We start from the raw sequence: 24,163 nt of genomic DNA, 5'->3' as shown, positions 1-24,163 counted from the left end.
TCAATCATTCCGGGCATCACCGCACGCGCCCCTCACGGTCGCGCGCTCACCCTTCGTCGTCGGCGAGCGCCGCGTCGAGCGCCGCCGTCAGCCGCTGCACCTGCGACCGCAGCGCGGCCAGCTCCTTGTGGTCCAGGCCGGTCGCCTGGATCACCTTCAGGGGCACCTCCCGGGCACGCTCCTTGAGCGCCACGCCCTCCGCCGTCGGCCGGACCGTCACCGAGCGCTCGTCGTGCGCGCTGCGCTCGCGTTCGACGAGTCCGGCCGACTGCATGCGCTTGAGCAGCGGCGACAGGGTGCCCGAGTCCAGCCGCAGATACTCGCCCAGCTGCTTGACCGGCATCTCGCCGTGCTCCCACAGCACCAGCAGCGCCAGGTACTGGGGATACGTCAGCTCCGTGTCGCGCAGCACCCGTCGGTAGATGCCGCCGAACGCGCGCGAGGCGGCGTGCAGGGCGAAGCAGAGCTGGAGGTCGAGACGGAGCGGATCGTCCGCGGTGACGGCTCCGCTCTGTGCGGGAAGCGGGTCGGGCTGAGATGGCATATCACCAGCGTACCTCTTAGTTGTGCACAATTTAATTGTGTGCTCTACTGACCCCACTCCCCCGGCCGGCCGGGGGCCACGGGATTCGAAAGGGATTGGTCTTCATGGATGCGCTCTACACCGCGGTGGCCACGGCGAACGGCCGCGACGGACGCGCCGTCAGCTCCGACGGCCGCCTCGACCTGCCCCTCGCCATGCCGCCCGCCCTCGGCGGCAACGGTGAGGGCACCAACCCCGAGCAGCTGTTCGCCGCGGGCTACGCCGCCTGCTTCGCGAGCGCGCTCGGCCTCGTCGGCGGCCAGGCCAAGGTGGACACCAAGGACATCTCCGTGACCGCCGAGGTCGGCATCGGCAAGGACGAGTCGGACGGCGGCTTCGCCCTCAAGGTGACGCTGCGCGTCGAGCTGCCGGCCGACCTGGAGAACGAGACCGGCCGCAAGCTCGTCGAGCAGGCGCACCAGGTGTGCCCGTACTCCAAGGCGACGCAGGGCAACATCGAGGTAGAGCTGATCGCCGAGTAGCCCCCGCGGCGGCTACTTCGAGGCGCAGGTCGTCGGGGTGGCGTGCTCCGGGTCGAGGGCGTTGGCGGCCTCGTGGAAGGCGAGGCGGTCGGTCATCCCGATGGTCAGGTGCTCCGACAGATCGGACGCGCACAGGTCCTGGAGCACGACGTTCTTCACGTCAGGACCGGTCAGGAACTGGCTGCGGTACGGCGTGACCACCTCGTCGTACCGGGTGGAGATGACGGTGTACCGGACCCCGGGTACGGTGTCGCCACCCGCGTTGAGCCGGTTCAGGAAGTCCGACCCGGCCACCTGGTCCCTCAGCCCCGGGGCCGCCTTGGCGATGGCGTCGTCGAGGCCGGGGAAGTAGTCCAGCAGCTTCGTCAGCCCGGACAGGGTCGTGCCGTGATTGGACGGCGCGAGCCCCACGAGGGCGTTCACCTTCGCCGCGCCGCCGAGGAACTTCAGGTAGTAGCGGGGCATCATCCCGCCCTGGGAGTGGCCGACCAGATCGACCTTGGCGGCGCCGGTGGCGGAGCGCACCCGGTCGACGTACGAGGACAGCTGCCCGGCGGACCGGTCGACGGGACCGAGCCCGTAGAAGACGGGCACGCCGGGGAGTTGGCCGTAGTCGAGGGAGAAGACGCAGTAGCCGCGGTCGACCAGGTACGGGGCGAGGCCGAGCCAGTTGTCGACGGAGTTGCCGAGGGTGCCGTGGACGAGGACGACGGGGCGGGGGTGCGCGGCGGAGGGCTTGCAGGAGTAGTCGTTCCAGCCGCTGCTGGTAGTGGTCTGCCCGCTGTCGGCGACCTGCGGCGACTGGGCGGCCGCGGCGGCGGGGGCCGCGGTCACCGCCGCGGCGGCCAGGGCCAGGGCGGGCAGTAAGGTACGAATGTGCCTCCAGGGCAGCATCACATGAACTCCTCGCGGTCGGGAGAGAGTCGCATCGGCGGTGCACCCTGTGACCCGGATCACAAGCGTGTGGCGCGGGGATCAAATTACGCGTGAGTAGCGGAGACTTCCAGCCATCGGCCGGTGAAGAAAGGTTCACGCACCTCTTACGCGACGTCCAGGAATCCGCTGCCCGGGGAGCCGTCGCCCAGGAACCCGGCGGGCCGGACCGCGTCCACCCCGAACCGGGCCCGCGCCCGGTCGGCGGCGGCCTCCGCCCGGCGGGCCTTGTCGTCCGCGGCGTCGAAGGACAGCTGGTGGGAGGCGAGTTCGGCGCCCATCAGCCCCTCGGCCCGCAGACCGACCGACCGCACCCGGGCCCGCTGGAGCCCGAGCGCGTCATGCAGCGCGTACGCGGCGGCGGTCAGCACCGGGGTGTGGGCGGTCGGCTCGGTCAGGGTCCGCGAACGGGTCGTCGAGGAGCGGTCGGCGTACCGGACGGTGAGACTGAGCCGGGCCGCGATCTGCCCGCTCGTCCGCAGCCGGACGCCGAGCCCGTCGGCGAGCGTCAGCAGCGCCCGGCGCCGCCGGACCGGGTCCAGCTCATCGCGGTCGAAGCGGTGCTCGGCGCCCATGGCGCGGGCGGGGGCATTCGGGGTGACGGGCGCGGGGTCGATGCCGTGCGCCCAGGCGTGCACCCGGCGCGCGGTCGCCGCACCGAGGATCCGCTGCAACGTGGCCAGCGGCGCGGCGGCGATCCGCTCGGTGCTGTCGAGCCCGTACGCACACAGCGCCCTCGCGGTCGCGGCCCCCACGCCGGGCAGGGCGATGGGCGGCTTACGGGCCAGGAACCCGGCGACGGCGCCGGGGTCGTCGGGCACGGTACGGACCGTGCCGGGCGTGTTCGGCGGGGCGTCGTGGGCGGCCATGCGGGCGAGCATGGGGTTGGCGGCGACGCCCACGGTGCAGTCGACCCCGTACCGGGCCAGCGCCCGTACCCGCACGATCTCCGCGAGCCCGGCCGCGTCCCGCCCGAAGTACCGCAGTGCCCCTTGGACATCGGCGAGCGCGGCATCGGGCGGCAACGCCTCCACGACGGGCGTCACCTCACCGAGCAGCGCGAGCAGCCCCTGGTAGACGTCCTCGGCGAGCACGGCCTCACCCTGGAACCGCACGTACAGCACATGCGCCGCCGGACACGCATCGGGCTCACGACCGGGCGCGGCGCCATCGGCCCCGGTGGAACGCGGGGCGGTCGGGTGGGGGTTCTCGGTGGTCATCCCGCGCTCCCCGGGCTCGCGTGCCACAGCTTGCGGCCGGTGGCCGACTGGTCGCCAGCGGGCTGGAGGTCGGCCCAGGGGTGCATGGCGTAGCCGGTGGGCAGGTGGATGCGGCGGCCGGAGTCCGCCTCGTCCGATTCCGCGTCCACGCCCGGGTCCACATCCGAGCCCACGGACGCGTCCGCACCCGCACCCGCCAGTTCCGCGGCCACCGCCTCCAGGCCGCCTTCGCTCCGCAGCCGGGCCAGTTCGGCGAGGTTCCAGACGGCCGAGCCGACGACGCTGAGGCTGCGCGGGCCACGGCGCTGGACGACGCCGCGCACCAGCAGCAGCCAGGAGTGGAAGACGGTGTGCGCGCACGCGGCGTGGCTGTCGTCGAAGAAGGCGCAGTCGACCAGGCCCGTGCCGTCGTCGAGGGTGGTGAAGATGACCCGGCGGCCGGAGCGGATCGGCGGGGTCTGGGTGGCGGCCTTGGCGCCCGCGACGAGCACCGTCTCACCGTGCCGGGCCGACCGCAGCCGCTTCGCCGGCATCGCACCCAGCTCGTCCAGGAAGGCCCGGTGGTCGGCCATCAGATGGCGGGAGACGTCCATGCCGAGGATGCCCAGCTCGGCGCCGAGGCGTTCGCTGTCGTCGAGGTCGGGCAGCCCGGCGGGGGCGGGTGGGCCGGTTTCAGCCAGCGGAAGCTGACCCTCGCCCCGCGCCCCGCTCCGCTGCCGGTGCAGTTCGGCGATGTGCAGCAGCAGGTCGCGGCGGCCCGTACCGAAGGCGTCCAGCGCCCCGACCTGGGCGAGCCGTTCGGCGACGGGCCGCCCGGGGTGGGCGCGCAGCCAGAGGTCCTGGAGCGAGGAGTAGGGCTGACCGGCGGCGATCCGCCGCGTTTCGGCCTCGCTGATGCCATGGACGTCGCTCAGCGCCAGCCGGACGCCCACAGCACCGCCACCGGACATCAGTTCGATTCGATAATCGGGGCCCGAACGGTTCACATCGAGCGGAAGGATCGGCACGCCCCGCCGCCGCGCGTCCGCCAGCAGCAGCCGCTTCGGGTACATCCCGGGGTCGTGCGTGAGCAGTCCCGCGTAGAAGGCCGCCGGATGGTGCGCCTTGAGCCAGGCGGACTGGTACGTGGGGACCGCGAAGGCGACCGCGTGCGCCTTGCAGAAGCCGTACGAACCGAACGCCTCGACGATCTCCCAGGTGCGGCCCAGCACCTCCGCCGAGTAGCCCCGCCGTCCCGCCTCGGCATGGAACCAGGCCCGCACCCGGCCCTGCCGATCGGGGTCGGACAGGGCGCGGCGCGCCTCGTCGGCGAGGTCACGTTCACATCCGGTCATGATCGACAGGATCTTGATGATCTGCTCATGGAAGACGACCACCCCATACGTCTCGCGCAGCGCGTCCGTCAGGTCCGGATGCGGATAGCGGGCGGGGCGGCGGCCGTGCCGGGCCTCGATGAAGGGGCGCACCATGTCGGCGGCGACCGGTCCTGGCCGGAAGAGCGATATGTCGACCACGAGGTCGTGGAAGGAGTCGGGCTGGAGGCGGCCGAGGAGGTCGCGCTGGCCGGGCGACTCGATCTGGAAGCAGCCGAGCGTCTCGGTGGAGCGGATCAGGTCGTAGGTGGCCGGGTCGCCGGGCCGGACCTGCGCGGGGTCGTCGAGGTCGACGGTCTCCCCCGTGGCCCGCCGGATCTCGGCGACGGCGTGCGCCATCGCGGACTGCATGCGCACGCCGAGGACGTCGAGTTTGAGCAGCCCCAGCTCCTCGACGTCGTCCTTGTCGAACTGCGACATGGGGAAGCCCTCGCCGCTGGTCGGCACGATGGGGGTACGGGCCAGCAGCCCGGCGTCCGAGAGCAGGACCCCGCAGGGGTGCATGGCGATGCCACGGGGCAGTCCGTCAAGGGCTTCGACCAGCTCCCAGAACCTGCCGAAACGTTCCTGCCCTTCGGTCGCCTCGCGCAGCTCCTTCAGCTCCGGCAGTTCGGCGAGCGCCGCACGCGCGTCGCGGGCGCGGATGTGCGGGAAGGACTTGGCGAGCCGGTCCACCTCGGCCGGGTCCATGCCGAGGGCCGCGCCCACGTCCCGTACGGCGTGCCGTACCCGGTAGGTCTCGGGCATCGAGACGGTCGCGACCCGCTCCGCCCCGAAGCGGTCGAAGATCGCGCGGTAGACGTCGAGGCGGCGCGCCGACTCCACGTCGATGTCGATGTCGGGCAGCGCGGCCCGCCGCACCGACAGGAAGCGCTCCATCAGCAGCCCGCACGACACGGGGTCGGCGTGGGCGATGCCGAGCAGATGATTGACGAACGAGCCCGCGCCGGAGCCCCGGGCGGCCACCCGCACCCCGAGCTCCCGGGCGTCGTCCACGACCCGGGCGACGGTGAGGAAGTACGAGGCGAAGCCGAGCCGTTCGATGGTGCGCAGCTCGTCCTCGAGACGCTCCCAGCGCACCCGGTCGCGGTCGTACCCCCGCAGCACCATGGCGGCGGCGCAGCGCGACCGCAGCACCCGCTCGGCGCTCCGCCGCCCCGCGCCGACCAGGCGCGGTTCGGGGAAGTGGACGGTGCCGAGGCCGATGTGGTCCTCGGGGTCGACCAGGCACGCGGCGGCGGTACGAGCCGTCTCCTCCAGCAGCCGGTGCGCGCCGTCCCGCCGCTGCCCGGCCGCCTCCGCGATGCGCTCGGCGGCGCGCGCCATGTCGCGCGGACCCTTGAGCCAGCGCTCGCCGCTGTCGAGCGCCCCAGGCGTGCGCGGGTCGACGGGGACCAGTCGGCGGGCGGCGTCCAGGACGTCGGCGACCGGGCCCTCGCCGGGGTCGGCGTAGCGGACGGCGTTGCTGAGGACGGCCCGGACGCCCTGGTCCGCGGCGAAGCCGACGGTACGGGCGGCCAGCCGCAGCGAGCCAGGGCCGGTACCGGCGCGGCCGTGCCATACGGCCTCCAGCCGCAGCGCGTCGCCGAACAGTTCGCGCCAGGGGGCGATCAGCCGTGCGGCCCGGTCGGGGCGCCCGGCGGCCAGGGCGCGGCCGACGTCGGAGTCCGGGCCGAGGAGCGCGGTCACCGGGGCGAGCGCATCGGCGGCAGCGACCAGATCGCGCCAGTGCAGCAGGGGCGGCCCGTCGCCGCCCGTGCGGGCGGAGCCGGGGTGGTCGAGCCCGGCGTGGGCGGCGGAGACCAGCCCGCACAGCGCGGCCCAGCCCATGGCGCCGTCCCGGGCGAGGAAGACCGCCCGAGGCGCGGAGTCGTCGATGAACGCCCCGCCGCGCACCGGCGTGCGCCGCCGGGCCGTGCGCCCGGGGTCCTGGGGTTCCGCCCGGACGGCCAGATCCACCCCGAAGAGCGGCCTGACCCCCGCGGCCTCGCTCGCCCGGGCGAACCGCACCGCCCCGGCGAGGCTGTCGCGGTCGGTCAGCGCGATGGCGTCCATGCCGCGCTCGGCGGCGCGCGCCGCCAGCCGCTCCGGGTGTGCGGCGCCGTACCGCATGGAGAACCCGGAGGCGGTGTGCAGATGCGTGAAGCCTGACATCCGCACCTCCCGCTGCTCACACCCCCTGGCCGATCCTGCTCTGCTCGTCCTCCCCGGACCCCACCTTAACCTCTTCTCGAACAAGCGTGCGAGTGACATCGAACGCCCCTCGCGGCGCTTCCATATACACCATAAGCGCGCAAATGCCCCCTCATTCCGCGTGTCGTATCCCGGGAAATCGGCCATCGGCGCGCGTACTCTGATCACCATGACGGAGCCGACCCTGCTCGACCTGCTACGGGAGCAGCGCACCGGCGCGCTCGTCACCCTCAAGCGCGACGGCCGTCCCCAGCTGTCCAACGTCGCCTACAGCTACGACCCGGCCGAGCACCTGATCCGCATCTCGGTCACCGACGACCGCGCCAAGACCCGCAATCTGCGCCGCGACCCGCGCGCGAGCTTCTACGTCACCAGCGGCGACCGCTTCTCCTATCTGGTGGCCGAGGGCGACGCCGAGCTGACGCCGGTGACGACCGACCCCCATGACGCCACCGCCGACGAGCTGGTCGAGGTCTACCGCGCCATCCAGGGCGACCATCCGGACTGGGAGGAGTTCCGCGCCGCGATGGTGGCGGACCGCCGGCTGGTGGTGCGGCTGCGGGTCGGCCACGCATACGGCTGGGGCCGCCACACCGGCCCGCTCAGCGGCGGGCTCGACTGACCCGGCGGGCTCGACCGGCCCGGCGGGTTCGACCGGCCCGGCGGACCCGGCGAATCCGGCGCCGGAAAAGTCGCTGACTCGTCCCGATACGGTCGGCTTGCCCTGGCAGATTCTCGCTCTGCCGTCACTCACGCACCGGCATCACCGGCACACCCCTCAGCTGAGCGCGCCTGAATCGATTTGAGCGCCGCTGAACTGTCGTTCGACAGATCGGCGCCCCGCCCGCACTCCCCCGGCCCGCACATCAGCACGCACCCGGTCGACACGCGGCGTTCCCCTGGGCCACACCCTGCGCACGCGACAATGAGCCACCAAATGACTACTTGTAGCGACCGGAAGTGCTCGATCAACATGCGTTCCCGATCCGTGGGGCGTAGAACTCCGTCCGGTATCTGCAACCACGAGCAAGGGAGTGTTCGATATGCGGAAGACGACAGGAGCGATCGGCGGTCTCGGCGCCGCGCTGGCCATGAGCGCCGCGCTCGGGCTGGGGGCGAGCGGCACGGCACACGCCGCGCCCGCGACGCCGAAGAGCCTGTATCCGCCCTCCGCGCTGGTCCTCAGCGTCGGCTACGGGGACGACGCGTCCTCGCTGGCCGTCCAGCGAGCGGTGACGCTGAGCTGTCAGCCCACCCCCACGGGTACCCATCCGGCGCCCGCCCGTGCCTGCGCCGAACTGCGCGCCGTGAACGGCGAGTTCTCGACGCTGACCGAGACGACCGAGCCCGGTCGGATGTGCACCAAGGAGTGGCGGCCGGTGACCGTCACCGCCGAGGGCGTCTGGGACGGCCAGCGGATCTCGTACGCGCACACCTTCGCCAACAACTGCGTCAAGAGCGCGGCGGCGACCGAGCTCTACGAGTTCTGAGCCACCGCGCGGGCCGACCGGGCCGAAGGGCCTGAGCGGAGCGAAGGCCCCCGGACACCGTCCACGGGTGTCCGGGGGCCTGTCCCTGTGCGGGCAGATCGCGTCGGCTGCGTACGTCAGCCGATCTTGGCGCCGTACGCCTCCAGCGCCTCCGGCACCGGCTGGAAGAACGTCTCGCCGCCCGCGGAGCAGTCACCGCTGCCGCCGGAGGTCAGACCGAGCGCCGTGTCGCCCGCGAAGAGCGCGCCGCCGCTGTCGCCGGGCTCGGCGCAGACGTTGGTCTGGATGAGCCCGCTGACCGAGCCCTCCTGGTAGTTGACGGTCGCGTCGAGGCCGGTGACCTCGCCGTCGTGCACCTGGGTGGTGGAACCGCTGCGGGTCACCTTCTGGCCGACGGTGGCCTCACCGGCCTTGGAGATGGCCTGGCTGTCGCCGTTGTAGAGGTTCACCTCGCTCGGGTGCGCGACATCCTTGGTGTACTTGACCAGGCCGTAGTCGTTGCCGGGGAAGTCGCTGGCCTCGTTGGCCCCGATCTCGTCGCCGCCCTGCGAGTCGGACCAGCTCTTGATGGACTCGGTGCAGTGACCGGCGGTCAGGAAGTACGGCTGACCGTCCTTGACCACGTTGAATCCGAGCGAGCAGCGCCCGCCACCGCCCCAGATGGCGTCGCCGCCCGCGAGGAAGGTGGAGAACTTACCGGCCGAGCGCTTCACCTCGACCTTGTCGCCCAGGCTCTTGGCCACCTTGTCGAGGGTGGCCATCCGGCCGCCCTTGACGCTGCTGTCCGCGGTGACGACGACCTTGTTGGCTCTGGGGTCGACCGACCACGAGGTGCCGGGGATGGTCGCCTTGTCCTTGAGGGTGGTGCGCGCCTGCTTGAGCTGCGCCAGCGTGTGCTCGACCACCTTGGCCTCGGCGCCCGCGTCGCGGACCCGCTCGGCGGCGGCCTTGTTCACCACGTTGACCACGAGCTTCTTGGCCTTGGTGTCGTAGTACGAACCAGCGGTGTCACCCCCCAGTGCCGAGGTGAGGGTGTTCGCGAGCTTGCCCGCGGCGTTCACCGAGAGCGTGTGGGGCTGCGGCTCGGCGGGGGCGGCGTTGGCGTTCTGCAGGGTGAGGGCGGCGGCGACCAGGGCCACGGCTCCGGTCCCGGCTATGGCGACACGGCGCTTGGGTATGCGGCGGTGCTTCAACTTTCGGTCCTCCAGTGGGGGGTTGGGCCGTGAGGCAGTGGGGTGCCCGGCCCGGAGGGCGTACGGCACGGGGGCGCGCTTGCCCATGCGGGAGCGCGTCCATGCCAAATTGCGCCGCCGAGTATTCCCAGCGGCGCCGGGGGCGCACAAGACCGCGTTCACGTCATCTGCGTGAAATTTGTGACTCCTCCCCCTCGTACTCGTAAACGAGGGGGCTTCTCGCTATGCCGGTGTGGCTTCACGACGGACCAGCCCGGCCCGTAGGACGTTCAGGGCGCCCACCGTGTCAGCGTGCGCGTTGTGGCCGCACGAGACGCAGTGGAACTTCTCCTGTGTGGGCCGGTTCTCCTTGGCGGTATGCCCGCATGCGGGGCACCTCCGGGAGGTGTTGCGGGGGTCCACCGCTGTCACTTGCCGTCCGGCACCTTCCGCCTTGGCAGCCAGGATCGCGAGGAACACCCCCCATCCGGCATCAGCGATCGATCGGTTCAGCCCGGCCTTCGCGGCGCCCCCGTTAGGCAGAAAGCTGCCCGACGTCTCGGGGTCCGGCTTTGGCGCCGGGACCTTGCTCATATTGCGGATTGCGTCGGCGCTTCGAGCCGCGCTTGCGCCTGGACAGTGCCTGCTGGGCCTTTTTCAGCCTGGCGGCGGCCTTCGCTCCGTGCCGGGGGTTGGGCACGAACCCCCCGCCTGAGTCGGCGAGAAAGTTGGCTATCCCCATGTCGATGCCGACCACGGAACCGGTCTGGAGGAACGGCTCGGGCGGGGTCTGCTCGGCGGTCAGTAGGACGTACCAGCGTCGGCCTTCGCGCTTCACACTGATCGTCTTGACCCTGCCGACCACCGGGCGGTGCTGATGCACCTTGACGTGGCCGACGCCTTGCAGGCGGACGCGGGTAACGGGATCGTGCGGGGTGGCATCCCAACGACAGCCATCCCCGTTCTTCGGAAAGTCCACGGTGTCGAACCGCTTGCCCGACCGGAAGCGCGGATAGCCCGGCACCTCTGCGGCCTTGATCCGCCGGAAGAACGCGGCGAACGCCTTGTCCAGACGGCGCAACGTCGCCTGCTGGCTGGAGAACGACCAACGTCCCTGGCGTTCGGGATCGAAGGACCGGATGTCCTTGAGCTGTGCGGACTGCTGCCCGTACCGGACCGTTGCCTTCGAGGCGTGCCGGTAGGCGTCGCGGCGTTCCTGCAACGCGGCGTTGTAGAGCGAGCAGTGACCGCGCAGCATCTCGGCAAGCGCGCCTTGCTGGCGCACGGTGGGCCGCATGAGGAATTTGAACGCACGGATCATCCGGCCCACCCCCTTCCTGGTCAACTCACGAGATCATACGACGCATGGCGCATGTCACCACATTGAGGACCAAACTCTGATATTCATACTGCCGCCACGTCACCTACAACCTTCACGCGCACTTGGTGGCCGTCATGAAGAATCGGCGTGGTGTCTGCGATGACGCCATACTCAAGCGGTGCGAGAAGATCATGCGAGAGGTATGCGGCAAGCTGCGGAAGCTCACCGCTAACCATGATCCGTCAGTACATCGAGGGCCAGAAGCGGCCCGTTTGACCGCCACCCCGGGAGGAGCAGCGAACTCCGGCGCTGCGGCCCCTCCGGACCGAGCACACATTTCCCTCCCCGGCTGAAGCCGGGGATACCCATGCAAGATCAACGATGGAGCATCGATCCTCATATCCGGACATGATGGTGCCCGCGCGCCCCAAACGGGCACGCGGGCACGGGGCTTATGCGCGGGTCACCGCTCCACGGCACGCTCCGGTTCGCACTCCGTCAGCGTGGGGACGGCCGCAGCGGGCGCGGCCTTCCCCTCCACGGCCTTCTCCTCCGCGGCGCGTGGGGCCTCCCGCCCGGCGGGCACCGACTCCTTGGCGCCGCCGTCCGCCCGGGCCTCCGCCGGGGGCTGCTGACCCCGCTCCAGGAAGCGCAGCAGCTCCACCGGGATGGGCAGGACCAGCGTGGAGTTCTTCTCGGCGGCGACCGCCATCACCGTCTGGAGCAGCCGCAGCTGGAGGGCGGACGGGGTCTCGGCCATCTGCTCGGCGGCCGCGGCGAGCTTCTTCGACGCCTGGAGCTCCGCGTCCGCGTTGATCACCCGGGCCCGGCGCTCCCGGTCGGCCTCCGCCTGGCGGGCCATCGACCGCTTCATGGTCTCCGGCAGCGACACGTCCTTGATCTCGACGCGGTCGATGTGGACGCCCCAGCCGACGGCCGGGCTGTCGATCATCAGCTCCAGCCCCTGGTTGAGCTTCTCCCGGTTGGAGAGCAGATCGTCCAGATCGCTCTTGCCGATGATCGAGCGCAGCGAGGTCTGGGCCATCTGGGAGACCGCGAAGCGGTAGTCCTCGACCGCGACGATCGCCTCGGCCGGGTCCACGACCTTGAAATAGACGACCGCGTCGACCCGCACCGTCACGTTGTCGCGGGTGATGCCCTCCTGGGCGGGCACCGGCATCGTCACGATCTGCATGTTCACCTTCTGGAGCCGGTCCACGAACGGAGCGATCATCGTGAAACCGGGCCCCCGGACGTCCGAGCGGAGCCTCCCGAGCCGGAAGACCACCCCCCGCTCGAACTGCTTGACCACCCGGGCCGACGCCAGGGCGCAGACGGCGCCGACGCAGGCCAGGATCACCACCACTGTCACGAGTGCACCGATCATCACGGCCACCTGCCGTCCGTATCGCGAACGATGCCCCACCTGGGGTACCGATGTCCACGATAGTCCCGCTCCGACCGGCTCGGGAGGCCTGTGGAAAACCGGAGAACCCCCGCCCGGACGGCCCGGGCGGGGGTTTGCGTCGGTCGGTGCGCCGACCGTGTCGTCGTCCCGCGGAATGCGCTTAGTACGGGATGCGCTTAGTAGACGCTCACGCCGTACGCGTTCAGCGCCTCGACGACCGGCTGGAAGAACGTGGTGCCGCCGGAGGTGCAGTCGCCGCTGCCGCCGGAGGTGAGGCCGAGGGCGGTGGAACCGGCGTAGAGGGGGCCGCCGCTGTCGCCGGGCTCGGCGCAGACGGTGGTCTGGATCATGCCGTACACGATGTCGCCGTTGCCGTAGTTGACGGTGGCGTTCAGCGCGGTGACCCGGCCGCTGTGGATGCCGGTGGTGCTGCCGCGCCGGGTGACCGTCTGGCCGACGGTCGGGTTGGCGGCGCTGGTGATGTCCTGGCTGCCGACCGTGCCCTGGGGGGTGACGGAGCCGCTGTACCGGACCAGACCGTAGTCGTTGGTCGGGAAGCTGGAGCCGGAGGTCGGGCCGATGGTCGTGCTGTGGCCGGAGTTCGACCACCAGGTGCCCGCGCCGTCGGTGCAGTGACCAGCGGTGACGAAGTAGTTCGCCCCGCTGCTGTTCTTCACGTTGAAGCCGAGCGAGCAGCGCCAGCTACTCGCGTAGATGGCGTCTCCGCCGGAGATCAGCTTCTGGATCTTGCCGGAGGTGCGCTTGACCTCGATCGCGTCGGCGTTGCTGCCCGCCGCGTCCTTGATCTTGGCTATCTCGCTCTGGGAGACGGTGCTGTCAGCGGTGACGACCAGGGTGTTGGTCGCCTTGTCGACATACCAGGCGGTGCCCGCGACATCGGCGTCCAGAACGGCGTTGCTCGCCGCCTTGGCCTCGGTCGCGGTGAAGGTGTGGGGCCAGTCGTTCCCCGCGTAGGCGGCGGGGGCGACGAGCGCCGTCCCGGCCACGAGGGCCGAGGTGGCGGCGAGGAGTGCGATGCGTCTCGCCCGGTTGCCGTGGGGGGTAATGCGCTTGATCCTCAACTCTTCCTCCGAGGGAATCGGGGGTCTGCTTGGGTGGGCAGGCCCGTGAGGCGCAGTCAGCGAGCACGCCGGACGGGATTTTCCGACGTGCTCCTGACAAGCGCTGCCCGGAAGTATTCGCGGCCACGGCCGCAAAGAGCAAGAGGGCGATACGGAAAACTCCCCGGCCGCCGACCGCCTCCGGTACCGCTCATTCCGGGGCGCCCGGGCGGGAAAGTCCCAGGTGGTCGCGGAGGGTCCGGCCGGTGTACGCGGTGCGGAAGACGCCCCGTTCCTGAAGCAGCGGAACCACCCGGTCCACGAACTCGTCGAGCCCGCCGGGGGTCAGATGCGGCACCAGGATGAAGCCGTCGGCGGCCTCGTCCGCCACGAAACGCGCCATCTCCGCGGCGACCGCCTCCGGGGTGCCGATGAACGACTGCCGCCCGGTCGTCTCGATGACGGTCTGCCGGATGGAGAGACCTTTCTCCTCCGACAGCGCCCGCCACTTGGCGGCGAGCGCCAGCGGATCGGCGTGCCGCACCCGGCCCTGGACGACCTGGGACGTGGGGTCCGGGTCGATGTCCGGAAGGGGCCCGTCCGGGTCGTATCCGGACAGGTCCACGCCCCACACCTGCTCCAGCGCGAGGATCGCGTTCTGCGGCGAGACCTGCTGCCGCCGGATCTCGGCGGCCCGCTCCCGGGCCTCGGCGGCGGTGTCGCCGAGGACGAAGGTCACTCCGGGCATGATCTTCAGATCGCCGGGCGCCCTGCCGTACGCCGCCAGCCTCCGCTTGACGTCGGCGTAGAAGGCGCGGCCCGCCTCCAGGGTGCCGTGCCGGGTGAAGATGATGTCGGCCGCGGAGGCCGCGAACTCCCGGCCCTCGGCGGAGTCCCCGGCCTGGATCACCACCGGATGGCCCTGCGGGGAGCGCGGCACGCCGAACCGCCCCTCGACGGCGAACTGCTCGCCCCGGTGCGCGAACGGGCGCGGCGAACCGCCCTCCGGCCAGGAGTCCCACAGCTCGCGCGCGAGGGCGACGAACTCGGCGGCCCGGGTGTAGCGGTCGGCCCGGTCGAGGTAGCCGCCGCGCCGGAAGTTCTCGCCGGTGAACGCGTCGGAGGAGGTGACGACGTTCCAGGCGGCGCGGCCCCCGCTGAGGTGGTCGAGCGAGGCGAGGCGGCGGGCGAGTTCGTACGGCTCGTTGAAGGTCGCGTTGACGGTGGCGGCGAGGCCCAGCCGGTCGGTGACGGCGGCGAGCGCGTTCAGCACGGTGATCGACTCGGGCCTGCCCACCACGTCCAGGTCGTGGATGCGGCCGCCGTGCTCGCGCAGCCGCAGCCCCTCGGCGAGGAAGAAGAAGTCGAACAGCCCGCGCTCGGCGGTGCGCGCCAGATGCTCGAAGGAGCTGAAGTCGATCTGACTCCCGGACCTCGGATCGGCCCACACCGTGGTGTTGTTGACGCCGGGGAAGTGCGCGGCCAGATGGATCTGCCGGTCGTGCGGCTGCTGTCGGTCGTTCACAGGGCTGTCTCCCTCGCGAGGGCGTAGCGGTTGGCCGGGCGCGGCCGCCCCAGGTGCTCGCGGAGCGTCGTGCCGGGATAGAACGTGCGGAACAGCCCGCGGTGCTGGAGCAGCGCGACGTTTCCGTTGACGAAGCGCTCCAGGTCGCGGCGCGGGACGACGGGGGCGATGTGGAAGCCGTCCACGGCACCGGCCTCATGCCATCCGGCGATCAGGTCCGCGAGGTCGACCGGTCCCCCGCGGTACAGCGGCGGGGCACCGTCCCGGGCGGTCAGCGGATCGCGGGCGGAGGCGGTCCCGGCCGCGCGTTCGCCGTCGCCGAGGTCCACCGCGACGGACGCGAGCACGGTGAGCGCGCCCGGGTCCCGGCCGAACGCCGCCGCGCGGCGGCGCAGTTCGTCCCGGGTCCGGCCCGCCGCCTCCGGGCCGGTGGCCCGTATCCAGGCGACGTCGGCGTGGCGGGCCGCGGTGTCCCAGGTCACCGGGTCGGTGGCGGCGACGGCGACCACCGGGTGGCCCTGCGGCGGCCGGGGCACGATGGCCGGGCCGCGCACCCGGAAGGCGGCGCCCTCGTAGTCGACGTAGTGCAGCTTGTCGCGGTCGACGAAGCGCCCGGTGGCGGTGTCGCGGATCTCCGCGTCGTCCTCCCAGCTGTCCCACAGCCGGGCGGAGACCTCGGCCACCTCGCCCGCCTCCGCCCAGAGTTCGGGGGCGGGGGCGGCGGGGCGGCGGCCCACCAGCCGCGCCTCCGCCTCCGTGGCCGACACCTCGACGGTCCAGCCCGCCCGGCCGCGGCTCACCCAGTCCAGGGTGGCCACGGCGGACGAGACGTGGAACGGCTCGGTGTGGGTGGTGGTGACGGTCGGCACCAGGCCGATCCGCTCGGTGGCGGGCGCGACGCGCGCGAGGACGGCGAGCGCGTCGAGCCTGCCCTGCCCGTCCCCCGGCGGGCCGAACGTGTCGTCCAGGGTGACGAAGTCGAGGGTGCCGCGCTCGGCGAGGCGCGCCAGCTCGACGTAGTACGGCGCCGCGTACCTGCCGACGCCGTCGATGGCGGCGGCCAGGTGCAGGGGGCCGGTCGGTGTGGCCATGGTCGGGGCCCTTCCTCAGTCGGGGAGCCGGTCAGCTGGTGGGCAGGCCGCGCGGGTTGATCTCGGACTTCTTCACGGCCTCGCTGGACAGTCCCCACCGCTTGAGGACCCGGGCGTACGAGCCGTCCTGGATGATGTGGTCGATGGCCGCGGCGTACGCGTCGACCAGCCCGCTGCCCTTCTTGGTGGTGGCCGCGATCTTGCCCTGCACCAGGTCGCCGCCGCCCGAGAGGGTGCCGATGATCTGCGTCTGACCGGCCGAGGCGACGTGGTAGGCGGCGGTGGGGTGGGGGCCGAGATAGGCGTCGATGCGCCCGGACTGGAGGGCGAGGTAGTAGTCGGTGTCCTTCTGGAAGTACTTGATGTCCACGGGCTTGCGGCCCGCCTTCTCGTTCTCCTTGTTCCAGTCGACGAGGATCTTCTCCTGGTTGGTGCCGGAGGAGACGGAGATGGTCCTGCCCGCGACGTCCTCGGGGCCCTTGATCCGCCACGAGGTGCCCTTCTTGGCCTCGAAGGCGAGGTTGTCCAGCCGGTAGGTCGCGAAGTCGTACTTCTGCTTGCGCTCCTCGGTGACGGTGACGTTGGAGAAGACGGCGTCGAACTTGGAGCTGTCCAGGCCGACGAAGAGGTTCTCCCAGGAGACCGCCTGGAAGTCGGCCTTGAGCCCGAGGGTGTCGGCGACCAGGGTGGCGAGGTCGATCTCGACGCCGATCCGGGTCTTGTCGTCGGTCGCGTAGAAGCCGAGCGGCGGCGAGGCGTCGGCGCTGCCGCCGATCCGCAGCGTGCCGCGGCGGCGGATCGCCCCGGGCACCTCGGCGGCGATCGCGGCGACCTTCTTGCCTCTGATCCGGTGCTGCTGCGGGCTGACGTTGAAACCGGCGCCCTTCTTGCCGTCGCCGCCCACCGTCTGCTGGGCGTCGCCGTCGCCGCAGGCGCTGAGCAGGGCGGTGGCGGGGACGGCCGCGAGGGCGGCGAGGAGGGTGCGGCGGGTGGTCACGGGGGTGCTCCTTGCATAGCGCATGGGATGGTTCACGGGGCCTTGGTTCACAGGACCTTGGAGAGGAACGCCTGGGTGCGGGTCTCCCGCGGGCGGTCGAGCACCTCGGAGGGCGGTCCCTGCTCGACGATCCGGCCGTCGTCCATGAAGACGACGGTGTCGGCGACCTCGCGGGCGAAGCCGATCTCATGGGTGACGACGATCATCGTGGTGCCCTGGTCGGCCAGGTCCTTGATGACGTCGAGGACCTCGCCGACCAGCTCGGGGTCGAGGGCGGAGGTCGGCTCGTCGAACAGCAGCAGCTCAGGCTCCAGGGCGAGCGCGCGGGCGATCGCCACCCGCTGCTGCTGCCCGCCGGAGAGCTGCCGGGGGTACGCGGACGCCTTGTCCTCCAGCCCGACCCGGGCGAGCAGCTTCTCCGCGGTCTCCACCGCCTGCTTCCTGGGGCGGCGCAGGGCGGAGACCGGGGCCTCGATGATGTTTTCCAGCACGGTCAGATGCGGGAAGAGGTTGAAGTTCTGGAAGACGAATCCGATCCGGGTGCGCTGCTTGAGGATGTCGCGCTCGCGCAGCTCGTACAGCTTGTCGTTGCGCCTGCGGTAGCCGACCAGCGAACCGGCGACGCTGATCCAGCCGCTGTCGACCTTCTCCAGGTGGTTGATGGTGCGCAGCAGCGTGGACTTGCCGGAACCGGACGGGCCGAGAACGACGGCCACCTCTCCGGTGCGCACCGTGAGGTCGATGCCGCGCAGCACCTCCACTGCCCCGAAGCTCTTGTGGACGGAACGGATGTCGACCATGGCGGTCATCGGGTGGCTCCCCGGGAGAAGTGGCGCTCGACGTAGTACTGCGCGATCGAGAGCAGCGTGGTCAGGATGATGTACCAGACGGTCGCGACCATCAGGAGCGGCACGACCCGGCCGTTGCGCCCGTAGATGACCTGCACCTGGTAGAAGAGTTCGCCGATCGCCATGACGGAGACGATCGAGGTGCCCTTGAAGAGGGAGATGACCTCGTTGGCGGCGTTCGGCAGGATCGAGCGCATCGCCTGCGGCAGCACGATGCGGCGCAGCTGCCGCAGCCGGGGGACGCCGAGGGCGGCGGCCGCCTCCAGCTGTCCGGCGTCGACGGCGAGGACGCCGCCGCGCACGATCTCGGCCGCGTACGCCGCCTGGTGCAGGGCGAGTCCGAGGACGGCCGCGCTCATCGCGCCGACGAGGCCCGCGGTGTCGAAGGAGAAGAAGCCGGGCCCGAAGGGGATGCCGAAGTCGAGCCGCTTGTAGAGATAGGTGAGATTGAACCAGAAGAGCAGCTGGACGATCAGCGGGATGGAACGGAACGCCCAGATGTAGGTGAAGGCGACCGACTTCAGGAACGGGCTCCGCGACAGCCGCATGAAGGCGAGCACGATGCCGAGGGCGAAGCCGAGCGCGGTGCCGTAGAACGTCAGCTGGAGGGTGATCCAGACGGCCTTGAGGATCGTCTCGGTGGTGAAGAAGTCGGCGAAGACGTCCCATTCCCAGCCGGGGTTGGTGATCAGTCCGTGCGCGAACTGGGCGACCAGGACGGCCGTCACGGCGACGGCGACCCAGCGCCAGGGGTTGCGTACGGGGACGACCGTGAGCGCGGAGTAGTCCTCGTGCGCGGCGCGTTCGGAGGCTTTGCGGAGAGGTGGATCGGAGGTCAGAGACACGGGAGGTCCTTGAGGGAAGCGGGGATGGGGACAGAGCTGTGGGGGCGTACGGCTCAGGCGGTGAGCGCGGCGCGACAGGGCGACAGGTCGCGCAGGGTCAGCAGCAGGGCGCGCGCGGTCGCGTCGTTCTGCCGGAACGCGGGGGCGTTGGTACGGGGCCGGGCGAACGCGCCGGAGGAGCGGGCGTCGGTGTACGGGCCGAGCGCGAAGCGGCACGGGTGCGGGCGGCCCGCCCGGTCCAGGATCCGGCCGTCGTCCGGGCTGACGGCGAGCAGCCCCGCGGGGGTGGCGGCCGCGCCGTCCCGGTGGAGGGCGCGCAGCAGCGGATCGCGGGAGCGCCGTACGGTCGGCTCCGGCAGCCGGGCCTCGACCAGGGCGCGCGCCTCGACCTGGCTCCCGTGGACGCTCGCGCCGCCCGCCCGGAACACCCCGCGCCGCGGATCGGCGGTCACGGTCATGTCGGCGCCGAGGAACCGGACGACCCCGGCGCGGGAGAGCGCGAGGAGCTGCTGAAGACGCGGGCCGGGCGGGCCGGAGGCGAAGTAGCTGAAGAAGCCGTGCCACCAGCCGCCGTCGCCGAGGTCGCCGAGCCGGGTGAGCTGGCCGTAGACGGAGAGCAGGGTGAGGAAGACGGCCAGGTCGGTGCTGTGCGCGGGGTCGTGGCGGCGGGCGAGATCGGCCTCGATGTAGCGGCGCAGCCCCTCTTGGAGCGCGTCGTGGTCCGGGAAGCGCAGCCCGTCGAGCGGTCGGTCGACGGCGTCGAGATCGAGCCGGTCGGCCGGGTCGGGGACGGCGGCGGCCACCAGGGCATCCAGTTCGGCGCTGCCGGGCGGGCAGGCGGCGTACCGCTCCTCGAAGACGGCCCGGTCACCGGCCGTGCGCTCGGGGTGGGCGGTGAACAGCCGGTGGTAGTGGGCGAATCCGAGTTCCTTGTCGATCAACGGCCGGATGTCGCGCCGGAAGTCGGGCGGGGTGGGGCGCCGCAGCAACTCCTCGACCTGGGCGGGGCCGAAGAAGCGGGGCACGGGCGGCCGTTCGCCGGTCAGTCCGTAGCCGATCTTGGAGTGGTACGGGACGCCACGGCGCGAGCCGACGTACAGCACGGGTTCGCGCCCGGAAGGCCGGTAGACCGGCTCTCCGCCGGGCCCGCGGTCGTACCGTCCGCCGCGTCCCTCGGTGAGCAGCACCATCAGGTCGACGAAGGCGAGGCCGAAGCCGCGGACGATGACCGGCTCGCCGGGCCGCAGCCTGCTGAGATCGCTGTCGGCGGTGTACTCGGGCGGCAGGTGCGTCAGCCGGTGCTCGGCCGCGAAGGCGGACAGCTCGCGCTGCTCGGGGCCCGGTTCGGCGTCGAGATGGCCGAGGGTGAGGACCACGGCGTCGGCGACGAGCGGCGCGGCGCGCCCTTCCAGCCACACCCGCTGGCGCCCGTCGCGCGGTCCGGTGATCCGTACGGCGCGGCACGCGTGCTCCTGAACGGTGACCCCGGGCGGCAGGGCGGCCACCGACCGCCCGTACACCCAGCGCAGATAGGCGCTCTGGAGCCGCCGGGTGGCGAAGCTCCGGCCGGTCAGCGAGGTGGCCTCGGCGACGGCTTCGGGCGGCAGCGCGGCCAGTTCACCGGCGGGCAGCGCGCCGCGGCGGACGCGGTCGGCCCACTCGGCGAGGGAGGGTCCTGGGCGGACCGGGCCGTCCCGTTCCACCGACTCGTCGGTGAACATGGTGATGTCCTCGGCCATGGAGTTCATCCACAGCAGCGGGGACTGGTCGGGGCGCCAGACCCGGCCGCCGCCGGGCGGATGCGGGTCGACCAGGTGCAGGGTGAACGGGACTCCGTCGCCGTACAGTTCGGGCGCGTTGGCGGCGATCCGCTCCACGAGGCCGGTGGCGCGCGGGCCCGCGCCGACGATGACGACGGCGTGCGGGGCGTGCGGGGAAGGTGAAGCGAGGTCCGGGGTGGCGGACATGCGAAGGCTCCGTGAGTTCGTGAAGGAACACACGCATTGCCTGCACACACACATCGGCCGCGCCCCTCAGCACGGCATGCCGCCGAGGTTAAGGCGTGGCCACGGCCCGTTGTCAAGACTGTCCACACTGTGAGCGCGGCGTCTCGGCGCGGTTGACGCGGAACCGGAAGGCTGCTCCACTTACCTCATGCATTCATGGCAGCGACTGGTCACGCGCGACCACATCGACTTCGGTCGGGTGTGGTCGTCGTCCTGTTCGGGCTGACGCCGCCCGCCTCCGCTGCCTCTTCGCTTTCTCTTTGGGCTTTCCGCCCTTTGGGCTTCCTGAGGCTTCGCCCGCCCGCCGGTTCGTCCGGTGCGGCCGTCACGTCCGCGTCGTCACGCGCCTCCACACACGCTTCAGCGCTTCGCGCTTCCCCTCGCGCACCCCGTGTCAGCAGCCGCAATCGCAGCCGCAGTCACAACCGTCACAGCAGTTCCCGCAGCAGTCACCGCAGTTGCTGCAACAGTCACAGCAGTCGCAACAGTCCGAGCAGTCGTCGCACTTGTGGCACCAGCCCTCGCGCGGCTCGCCCGACCACGGGTCGTGGTACGGGTCCCGGCAGCACACCTGACAGGTGCAGCAGAGCCCGGCCCACACCGCGCATCCGGCGATCAGCCCGCGCCGCCTGCCCCGGTCCGGCGGCCCGGGCGGGGTACCGCCGGGGCCGCCGCCGGGCCCCGGCGGGGTGATCCACGGCGACTGCGGCGGCGGCGCGCCCTGGGACGACTCGGGGGCGTGTCCGCTGTGCGCGCAGGCCGTGGTGCCGAACGCCCGGTCCACCGCGCGCGGCAGCTCGTGCGCCAGCAGCACATGGGCGAGCTTGCCGGACTGCTTGTCGGCGAACGCGACGTCCCGGAGCGCCAGCCGCACCCCGTGCACCGCGTCGTCGCACAGCCGCCGCACCTCGGCGAGGTCGGCCCCGGTGGCCGCGATCGGGTTCCAGGCGCCCGTCTCGGCGTCCTCGCATCGGTCCTCGACCGCGTCCAGCAGATGCGCGAGCCTGCCGAAGAGCCGTCCGGCCTCCTCCAGCGGCGCCCGGTTGCCGGGCTTTCCGGCCAGTACGGCGGTGTGCCCGAAGGCCGCGGCGGTCGCGGTCTCGGTCGGCTCGGTGACGGTCAGCAGCGACGTACCGGCGCCCGCCAGCTCCTCGACCTCCTGCTGCCGCCCGACCGCGTCCAGCAGCACTGCCGTGTCGAAGCCCACCTCGGCGCCGCTGCGGGCCCCCGCCCGGCCCCACCGCCCGGCCACCAGGCCGGCAACCGCGGCGACCGGTCGGCGCGCCAACGCCCCGTCGCCGTCCGCCACATGGTCGCGCACCTTCGCGGAGGCCAGCACCAGCGAGACGGTCGCCGCGAGCCGCGCGCCCTCGCCCCGGGCCACCGAGGCGGTGCGCATCCCGCGCAGCGGACACGGCCCGGCGGTGCGCCGCCAGTCCTCGGAGCGGCCGGATTGGGCCTCCACCAGAACCGATATGACCAGCCCGTCGTAGTTGGTGGCCATGCGGGCGAACTGACCGTGGTCACCGCGCAGCGCGAGGCACAACCCGCACAGATGCGCCATCCATTCCGTCTGGAGGTTTTGCGACAGCCGGTGCCGACAAGGCCGGATAATGCCAAACAAAACTGTCCCCGTTCACCCGTACGTCCCCGGTGTCACCCGTCCGGCCTGCGAAGTCTATCCAGCGCCCCGTCAGCCCCCTTCATCAGGTGCGACCCTGATATGGCGCCAGACGTTGTGCACCGGTAACGTCACAAATCCGCTGTGCGGCCGCAATCCACGTGGCACATCATCCGCATCATGGACGACCATAGAGGGGCGGACAGTACACACCGTTAAGAGGAGAGGAGGCGTCCATGGGATCGGTGCGCAAGGCGAGCGCTTGGCTTGGCCTCGTCGACGACAGCGATGACGAGCGCTACTACGACGACGACTACGCCGAGGGACCCGAGCCCGGCGACTCCTGGGTGACCGACCCGCGGGTGCGGGTGGCCGACCAGGCCGCACAGGACCAGGGCACGCGGATCGCGACGGTCACCCCGGACGGATTCCGGGACGCCCGTGGAATCGGTGAGATGTTCCGGGAGGGCATTCCGGTCATCGTCAACCTGACGACGATGGAGCCCGCCGACGCCAAGCGCGTGGTGGATTTCGCGGCCGGACTGACGTTCGGGCTCCGCGGCTCCATCGAGCGCGTCGCCAACCGCGTCTTCCTCCTCACCCCCGCCGACTACCAGATCGTCAGCGGGGAGAACAGCCGCGGGATCGGCGGCTTCTTCAACCAGAGCTGAGCCCGGCGGGGTGGCTCACCGGAAGGCATCGAGACCGGTGAGCGCCTTGCCGAGCACCAGTTGGTGCATTTCGACGGTGCCCTCGTAGGTGAGCACCGATTCCAGATTCGTCGCGTGCCGCATCACCGGGTATTCCAGTGAGATCCCGTTGGCGCCCAGGATGGTCCGGGCCGTGCGGCAGATCTCGATCGCCTCCCGCACGTTGTTCAGCTTGCCGAAGCTGACCTGCTCCGGCCGCAGCCGCCCCGCGTCCATCCGCCGCCCGAGGTGATGGGCGAGCAGCACGCCCTTGTGCAGTTCCACCGCCATGTCGGCGAGCTTGGCCTGGGTGAGCTGGAAGCCCCCGATGGGCCGCCCGAACTGCTCCCGGGTCCGCGCGTACTCCAGCGCCGACGCGAACGACGCGCGCGCCGCGCCCAGCGCACCCCAGATGATGCCGTAGCGGGCGTGGCTCAGACAGCTCAGCGGTCCGCGCAGCCCGGTGACCTCGGGGAGGACGGCGTCGGCGGGCAGCCGCACCTCGTCCAGGACGAGTTCGCTGGTGACCGAGGCGCGCAGCGACCACTTGTGCTTGATCTCGGGGGCGGAGAAGCCGGGCGTATCGGTGGGGACGGCGAACCCGCGGATGCCCTCGTCGGTGCGGGCCCACACCACAGCGACCCCGGCCACGGAGCCATTGGTGATCCACATCTTACGGCCGGTCAGCACCCAGTCCGTGCCGTCCCGCTTGGCGTACGTCCGCATGCCCGCCGGGTCGGAGCCGTGGTCCGGTTCGGTCAGCCCGAAGCAGCCGATGACCTCGCCGGAGGCCATCCGCGGCAGCCACTGCTGCTTCTGCTCCTCGGAACCGAAACGGTGGATGGCGTACATGGCGAGCGAGCCCTGCACCGAGACCAGGGAGCGGATGCCGGAGTCGGCGGCCTCCAGCTCCAGACAGGCCAGCCCGTACTGGACGGCGCTGGCGCCCGCGCAGCCGTAGCCGGTGAGGGACATGCCGAGCGCGCCGAGGGAACCGAGTTCACGGGTCAGCTCCCGGATGCCGGGCAGTTCACCGCGCTCGTACCAGTCGGCGATGTGGGGCAGGACGCGGTCGGCGGCCCACTGCCGCACGGTGCTCCGGACGGCCAGGTCCTCCGGCTCCAGCAGGTCGTCGATGCCCAGCGGGTCGTCGGGGTCGAACGGCGGCAGGGTGCCAGCGGACATGAGCAGCGACCTCCGGTTCGGTGTGGCCTTCGGTTCGGTATGGCTTCCGGCCGCTGACGCTACGGCCGGGTAACGCCCGGCGTCCAGACCGTGTGGATCAGCCGGGCGCCGTGGCCGTGG

At 71.7% G+C, this 24,163-nt stretch carries 19 protein-coding genes and 2 pseudogenes; 5 read left to right on the top strand and 16 right to left on the bottom strand.

Going from position 1 to position 24,163, the window contains the following annotated elements; translation table 11 throughout:
• Window positions 1–46: 46 nt before the first annotated feature.
• Window positions 47–544 (bottom strand): MarR family winged helix-turn-helix transcriptional regulator, encoded by a 498-nt coding sequence (locus ACH4TL_RS22735; protein WP_398316975.1) that lies wholly within the window; start codon window positions 542–544, stop codon window positions 47–49.
• A 104-nt stretch (window positions 545–648) separates the two neighbouring features.
• Here ACH4TL_RS22735 and ACH4TL_RS22730 point away from each other — a divergent pair, with 104 nt between their 5' ends.
• On the top strand, window positions 649–1,065 hold the full coding sequence (locus ACH4TL_RS22730) for an organic hydroperoxide resistance protein (protein WP_398316972.1): 417 nt from the start codon (window positions 649–651) through the stop codon (window positions 1,063–1,065).
• Between the two features lie 12 nt (window positions 1,066–1,077).
• On the opposite strand, the gene ACH4TL_RS22725 is transcribed toward ACH4TL_RS22730, so the two are convergent.
• The 3 genes from ACH4TL_RS22725 to ACH4TL_RS22715 form a co-directional block, all read right to left on the bottom strand.
• Complete coding sequence (locus tag ACH4TL_RS22725) at window positions 1,078–1,959, bottom strand: esterase/lipase family protein (protein ID WP_398316969.1); 882 nt, start codon at window positions 1,957–1,959, stop codon at window positions 1,078–1,080.
• 146 nt (window positions 1,960–2,105) lie between these two features.
• Entirely contained in the window at window positions 2,106–3,218 is a 1,113-nt protein-coding gene (locus ACH4TL_RS22720; protein ID WP_398316966.1) for a helix-hairpin-helix domain-containing protein, read from the bottom strand.
• The gene (locus ACH4TL_RS22715; RefSeq protein WP_398316963.1) at window positions 3,215–6,745 is read right to left on the bottom strand and encodes a DNA polymerase III subunit alpha; all 3,531 of its coding nucleotides are present in this window, start codon (window positions 6,743–6,745) and stop codon (window positions 3,215–3,217) included. Before ACH4TL_RS22715 ends, ACH4TL_RS22720 begins: the two co-directional genes overlap by 4 nt.
• A gap of 208 nt (window positions 6,746–6,953) precedes the next feature.
• On the opposite strand from ACH4TL_RS22715, the gene ACH4TL_RS22710 reads away from it, so the two are divergent.
• Entirely contained in the window at window positions 6,954–7,406 is a 453-nt protein-coding gene (locus tag ACH4TL_RS22710) for a PPOX class F420-dependent oxidoreductase (RefSeq protein ID WP_398316960.1), read from the top strand.
• A gap of 421 nt (window positions 7,407–7,827) precedes the next feature.
• Complete coding sequence (locus tag ACH4TL_RS22705; protein WP_398316957.1) at window positions 7,828–8,274, top strand: subtilase-type protease inhibitor; 447 nt, start codon at window positions 7,828–7,830, stop codon at window positions 8,272–8,274.
• A 116-nt stretch (window positions 8,275–8,390) separates the two neighbouring features.
• Here the strand turns inward: ACH4TL_RS22705 and ACH4TL_RS22700 are convergent, their stop codons facing one another.
• Window positions 8,391–9,467: a S1 family peptidase gene (locus tag ACH4TL_RS22700; RefSeq protein ID WP_398316954.1), complete on the bottom strand. Its 1,077-nt coding sequence runs from the start codon at window positions 9,465–9,467 to the stop codon at window positions 8,391–8,393.
• 222 nt (window positions 9,468–9,689) lie between these two features.
• Window positions 9,690–10,767: pseudogene (locus ACH4TL_RS22695) on the bottom strand (RNA-guided endonuclease InsQ/TnpB family protein).
• Between the two features lie 122 nt (window positions 10,768–10,889).
• Here ACH4TL_RS22695 and ACH4TL_RS22690 point away from each other — a divergent pair.
• Window positions 10,890–10,973, top strand: a pseudogene (locus ACH4TL_RS22690) (IS200/IS605 family transposase); the annotation flags it as partial.
• 257 nt (window positions 10,974–11,230) lie between these two features.
• Here the strand turns inward: ACH4TL_RS22690 and ACH4TL_RS22685 are convergent.
• From ACH4TL_RS22685 to ACH4TL_RS22645, 9 genes are all read right to left on the bottom strand, one after another.
• Window positions 11,231–12,154 carry a slipin family protein gene (locus tag ACH4TL_RS22685; protein ID WP_398316951.1) on the bottom strand — a complete coding sequence of 308 codons (924 nt, stop codon included), beginning with the start codon at window positions 12,152–12,154 and terminating at the stop codon, window positions 11,231–11,233.
• Between the two features lie 197 nt (window positions 12,155–12,351).
• Window positions 12,352–13,257 carry a S1 family peptidase gene (locus ACH4TL_RS22680; protein WP_398316948.1) on the bottom strand — a complete coding sequence of 302 codons (906 nt, stop codon included), beginning with the start codon at window positions 13,255–13,257 and terminating at the stop codon, window positions 12,352–12,354.
• Between the two features lie 190 nt (window positions 13,258–13,447).
• The gene (locus ACH4TL_RS22675; protein ID WP_398316945.1) at window positions 13,448–14,761 is read right to left on the bottom strand and encodes an NtaA/DmoA family FMN-dependent monooxygenase; all 1,314 of its coding nucleotides are present in this window, start codon (window positions 14,759–14,761) and stop codon (window positions 13,448–13,450) included.
• Complete coding sequence (locus tag ACH4TL_RS22670; RefSeq protein WP_398316942.1) at window positions 14,758–15,852, bottom strand: LLM class flavin-dependent oxidoreductase; 1,095 nt, start codon at window positions 15,850–15,852, stop codon at window positions 14,758–14,760. Before ACH4TL_RS22670 ends, ACH4TL_RS22675 begins: the two co-directional genes overlap by 4 nt.
• A gap of 31 nt (window positions 15,853–15,883) precedes the next feature.
• Window positions 15,884–16,873, bottom strand: a complete 990-nt coding sequence (locus tag ACH4TL_RS22665; RefSeq protein WP_398316939.1) for an ABC transporter substrate-binding protein — start codon at window positions 16,871–16,873, stop codon at window positions 15,884–15,886.
• A gap of 23 nt (window positions 16,874–16,896) precedes the next feature.
• Window positions 16,897–17,649 (bottom strand): amino acid ABC transporter ATP-binding protein, encoded by a 753-nt coding sequence (locus ACH4TL_RS22660; RefSeq protein WP_398317732.1) that lies wholly within the window; start codon window positions 17,647–17,649, stop codon window positions 16,897–16,899.
• Window positions 17,650–17,654: 5 nt separating this feature from the next.
• Window positions 17,655–18,542, bottom strand: coding sequence for an amino acid ABC transporter permease (locus tag ACH4TL_RS22655; RefSeq protein ID WP_398316936.1), 888 nt, complete (start codon window positions 18,540–18,542; stop codon window positions 17,655–17,657).
• Window positions 18,543–18,595: 53 nt separating this feature from the next.
• Window positions 18,596–20,509: an FAD/NAD(P)-binding protein gene (locus ACH4TL_RS22650; protein ID WP_398316933.1), complete on the bottom strand. Its 1,914-nt coding sequence runs from the start codon at window positions 20,507–20,509 to the stop codon at window positions 18,596–18,598.
• A gap of 433 nt (window positions 20,510–20,942) precedes the next feature.
• The gene (locus tag ACH4TL_RS22645) at window positions 20,943–22,172 is read right to left on the bottom strand and encodes a DUF5685 family protein (protein ID WP_398316930.1); all 1,230 of its coding nucleotides are present in this window, start codon (window positions 22,170–22,172) and stop codon (window positions 20,943–20,945) included.
• 233 nt (window positions 22,173–22,405) lie between these two features.
• Between ACH4TL_RS22645 and ACH4TL_RS22640 the strand changes: the two genes are divergently transcribed.
• On the top strand, window positions 22,406–22,840 hold the full coding sequence (locus tag ACH4TL_RS22640; protein WP_398316927.1) for a cell division protein SepF: 435 nt from the start codon (window positions 22,406–22,408) through the stop codon (window positions 22,838–22,840).
• Window positions 22,841–22,855: 15 nt separating this feature from the next.
• Here ACH4TL_RS22640 and ACH4TL_RS22635 read toward each other — a convergent pair whose 3' ends face one another.
• Window positions 22,856–24,043 carry an acyl-CoA dehydrogenase family protein gene (locus ACH4TL_RS22635; RefSeq protein WP_398316924.1) on the bottom strand — a complete coding sequence of 396 codons (1,188 nt, stop codon included), beginning with the start codon at window positions 24,041–24,043 and terminating at the stop codon, window positions 22,856–22,858.
• Between the last annotated feature and the right edge of the window lie 120 nt (window positions 24,044–24,163).

Source organism: Streptomyces sp. NPDC021115, assembly GCF_044333065.1.
In the GTDB taxonomy this organism is placed as follows: Bacteria; Actinomycetota; Actinomycetes; order Streptomycetales; family Streptomycetaceae; genus Streptomyces.
The sequence above is the reverse complement of the archived record's forward strand: the minus strand, read 5'-3'. Positions and strand labels throughout refer to the sequence as shown.

Coding starts and splice junctions, on each gene's coding strand:
- ACH4TL_RS22725 (WP_398316969.1), bottom strand. CDS start 1,959: ATGCTGCCCTGGAGGCACATTCGTACCTTACTGCCCGCCCTGGCCCTG.
- ACH4TL_RS22640 (WP_398316927.1), top strand. CDS start 22,406: ATGGGATCGGTGCGCAAGGCGAGCGCTTGGCTTGGCCTCGTCGACGAC.
- ACH4TL_RS22705 (WP_398316957.1), top strand. CDS start 7,828: ATGCGGAAGACGACAGGAGCGATCGGCGGTCTCGGCGCCGCGCTGGCC.
- ACH4TL_RS22685 (WP_398316951.1), bottom strand. CDS start 12,154: ATGATCGGTGCACTCGTGACAGTGGTGGTGATCCTGGCCTGCGTCGGC.
- ACH4TL_RS22720 (WP_398316966.1), bottom strand. CDS start 3,218: ATGACCACCGAGAACCCCCACCCGACCGCCCCGCGTTCCACCGGGGCC.
- ACH4TL_RS22730 (WP_398316972.1), top strand. CDS start 649: ATGGATGCGCTCTACACCGCGGTGGCCACGGCGAACGGCCGCGACGGA.
- ACH4TL_RS22710 (WP_398316960.1), top strand. CDS start 6,954: ATGACGGAGCCGACCCTGCTCGACCTGCTACGGGAGCAGCGCACCGGC.
- ACH4TL_RS22635 (WP_398316924.1), bottom strand. CDS start 24,043: ATGTCCGCTGGCACCCTGCCGCCGTTCGACCCCGACGACCCGCTGGGC.
- ACH4TL_RS22650 (WP_398316933.1), bottom strand. CDS start 20,509: ATGTCCGCCACCCCGGACCTCGCTTCACCTTCCCCGCACGCCCCGCAC.
- ACH4TL_RS22670 (WP_398316942.1), bottom strand. CDS start 15,852: ATGGCCACACCGACCGGCCCCCTGCACCTGGCCGCCGCCATCGACGGC.
- ACH4TL_RS22660 (WP_398317732.1), bottom strand. CDS start 17,649: ATGGTCGACATCCGTTCCGTCCACAAGAGCTTCGGGGCAGTGGAGGTG.
- ACH4TL_RS22735 (WP_398316975.1), bottom strand. CDS start 544: ATGCCATCTCAGCCCGACCCGCTTCCCGCACAGAGCGGAGCCGTCACC.
- ACH4TL_RS22715 (WP_398316963.1), bottom strand. CDS start 6,745: ATGTCAGGCTTCACGCATCTGCACACCGCCTCCGGGTTCTCCATGCGG.
- ACH4TL_RS22665 (WP_398316939.1), bottom strand. CDS start 16,873: ATGCGCTATGCAAGGAGCACCCCCGTGACCACCCGCCGCACCCTCCTC.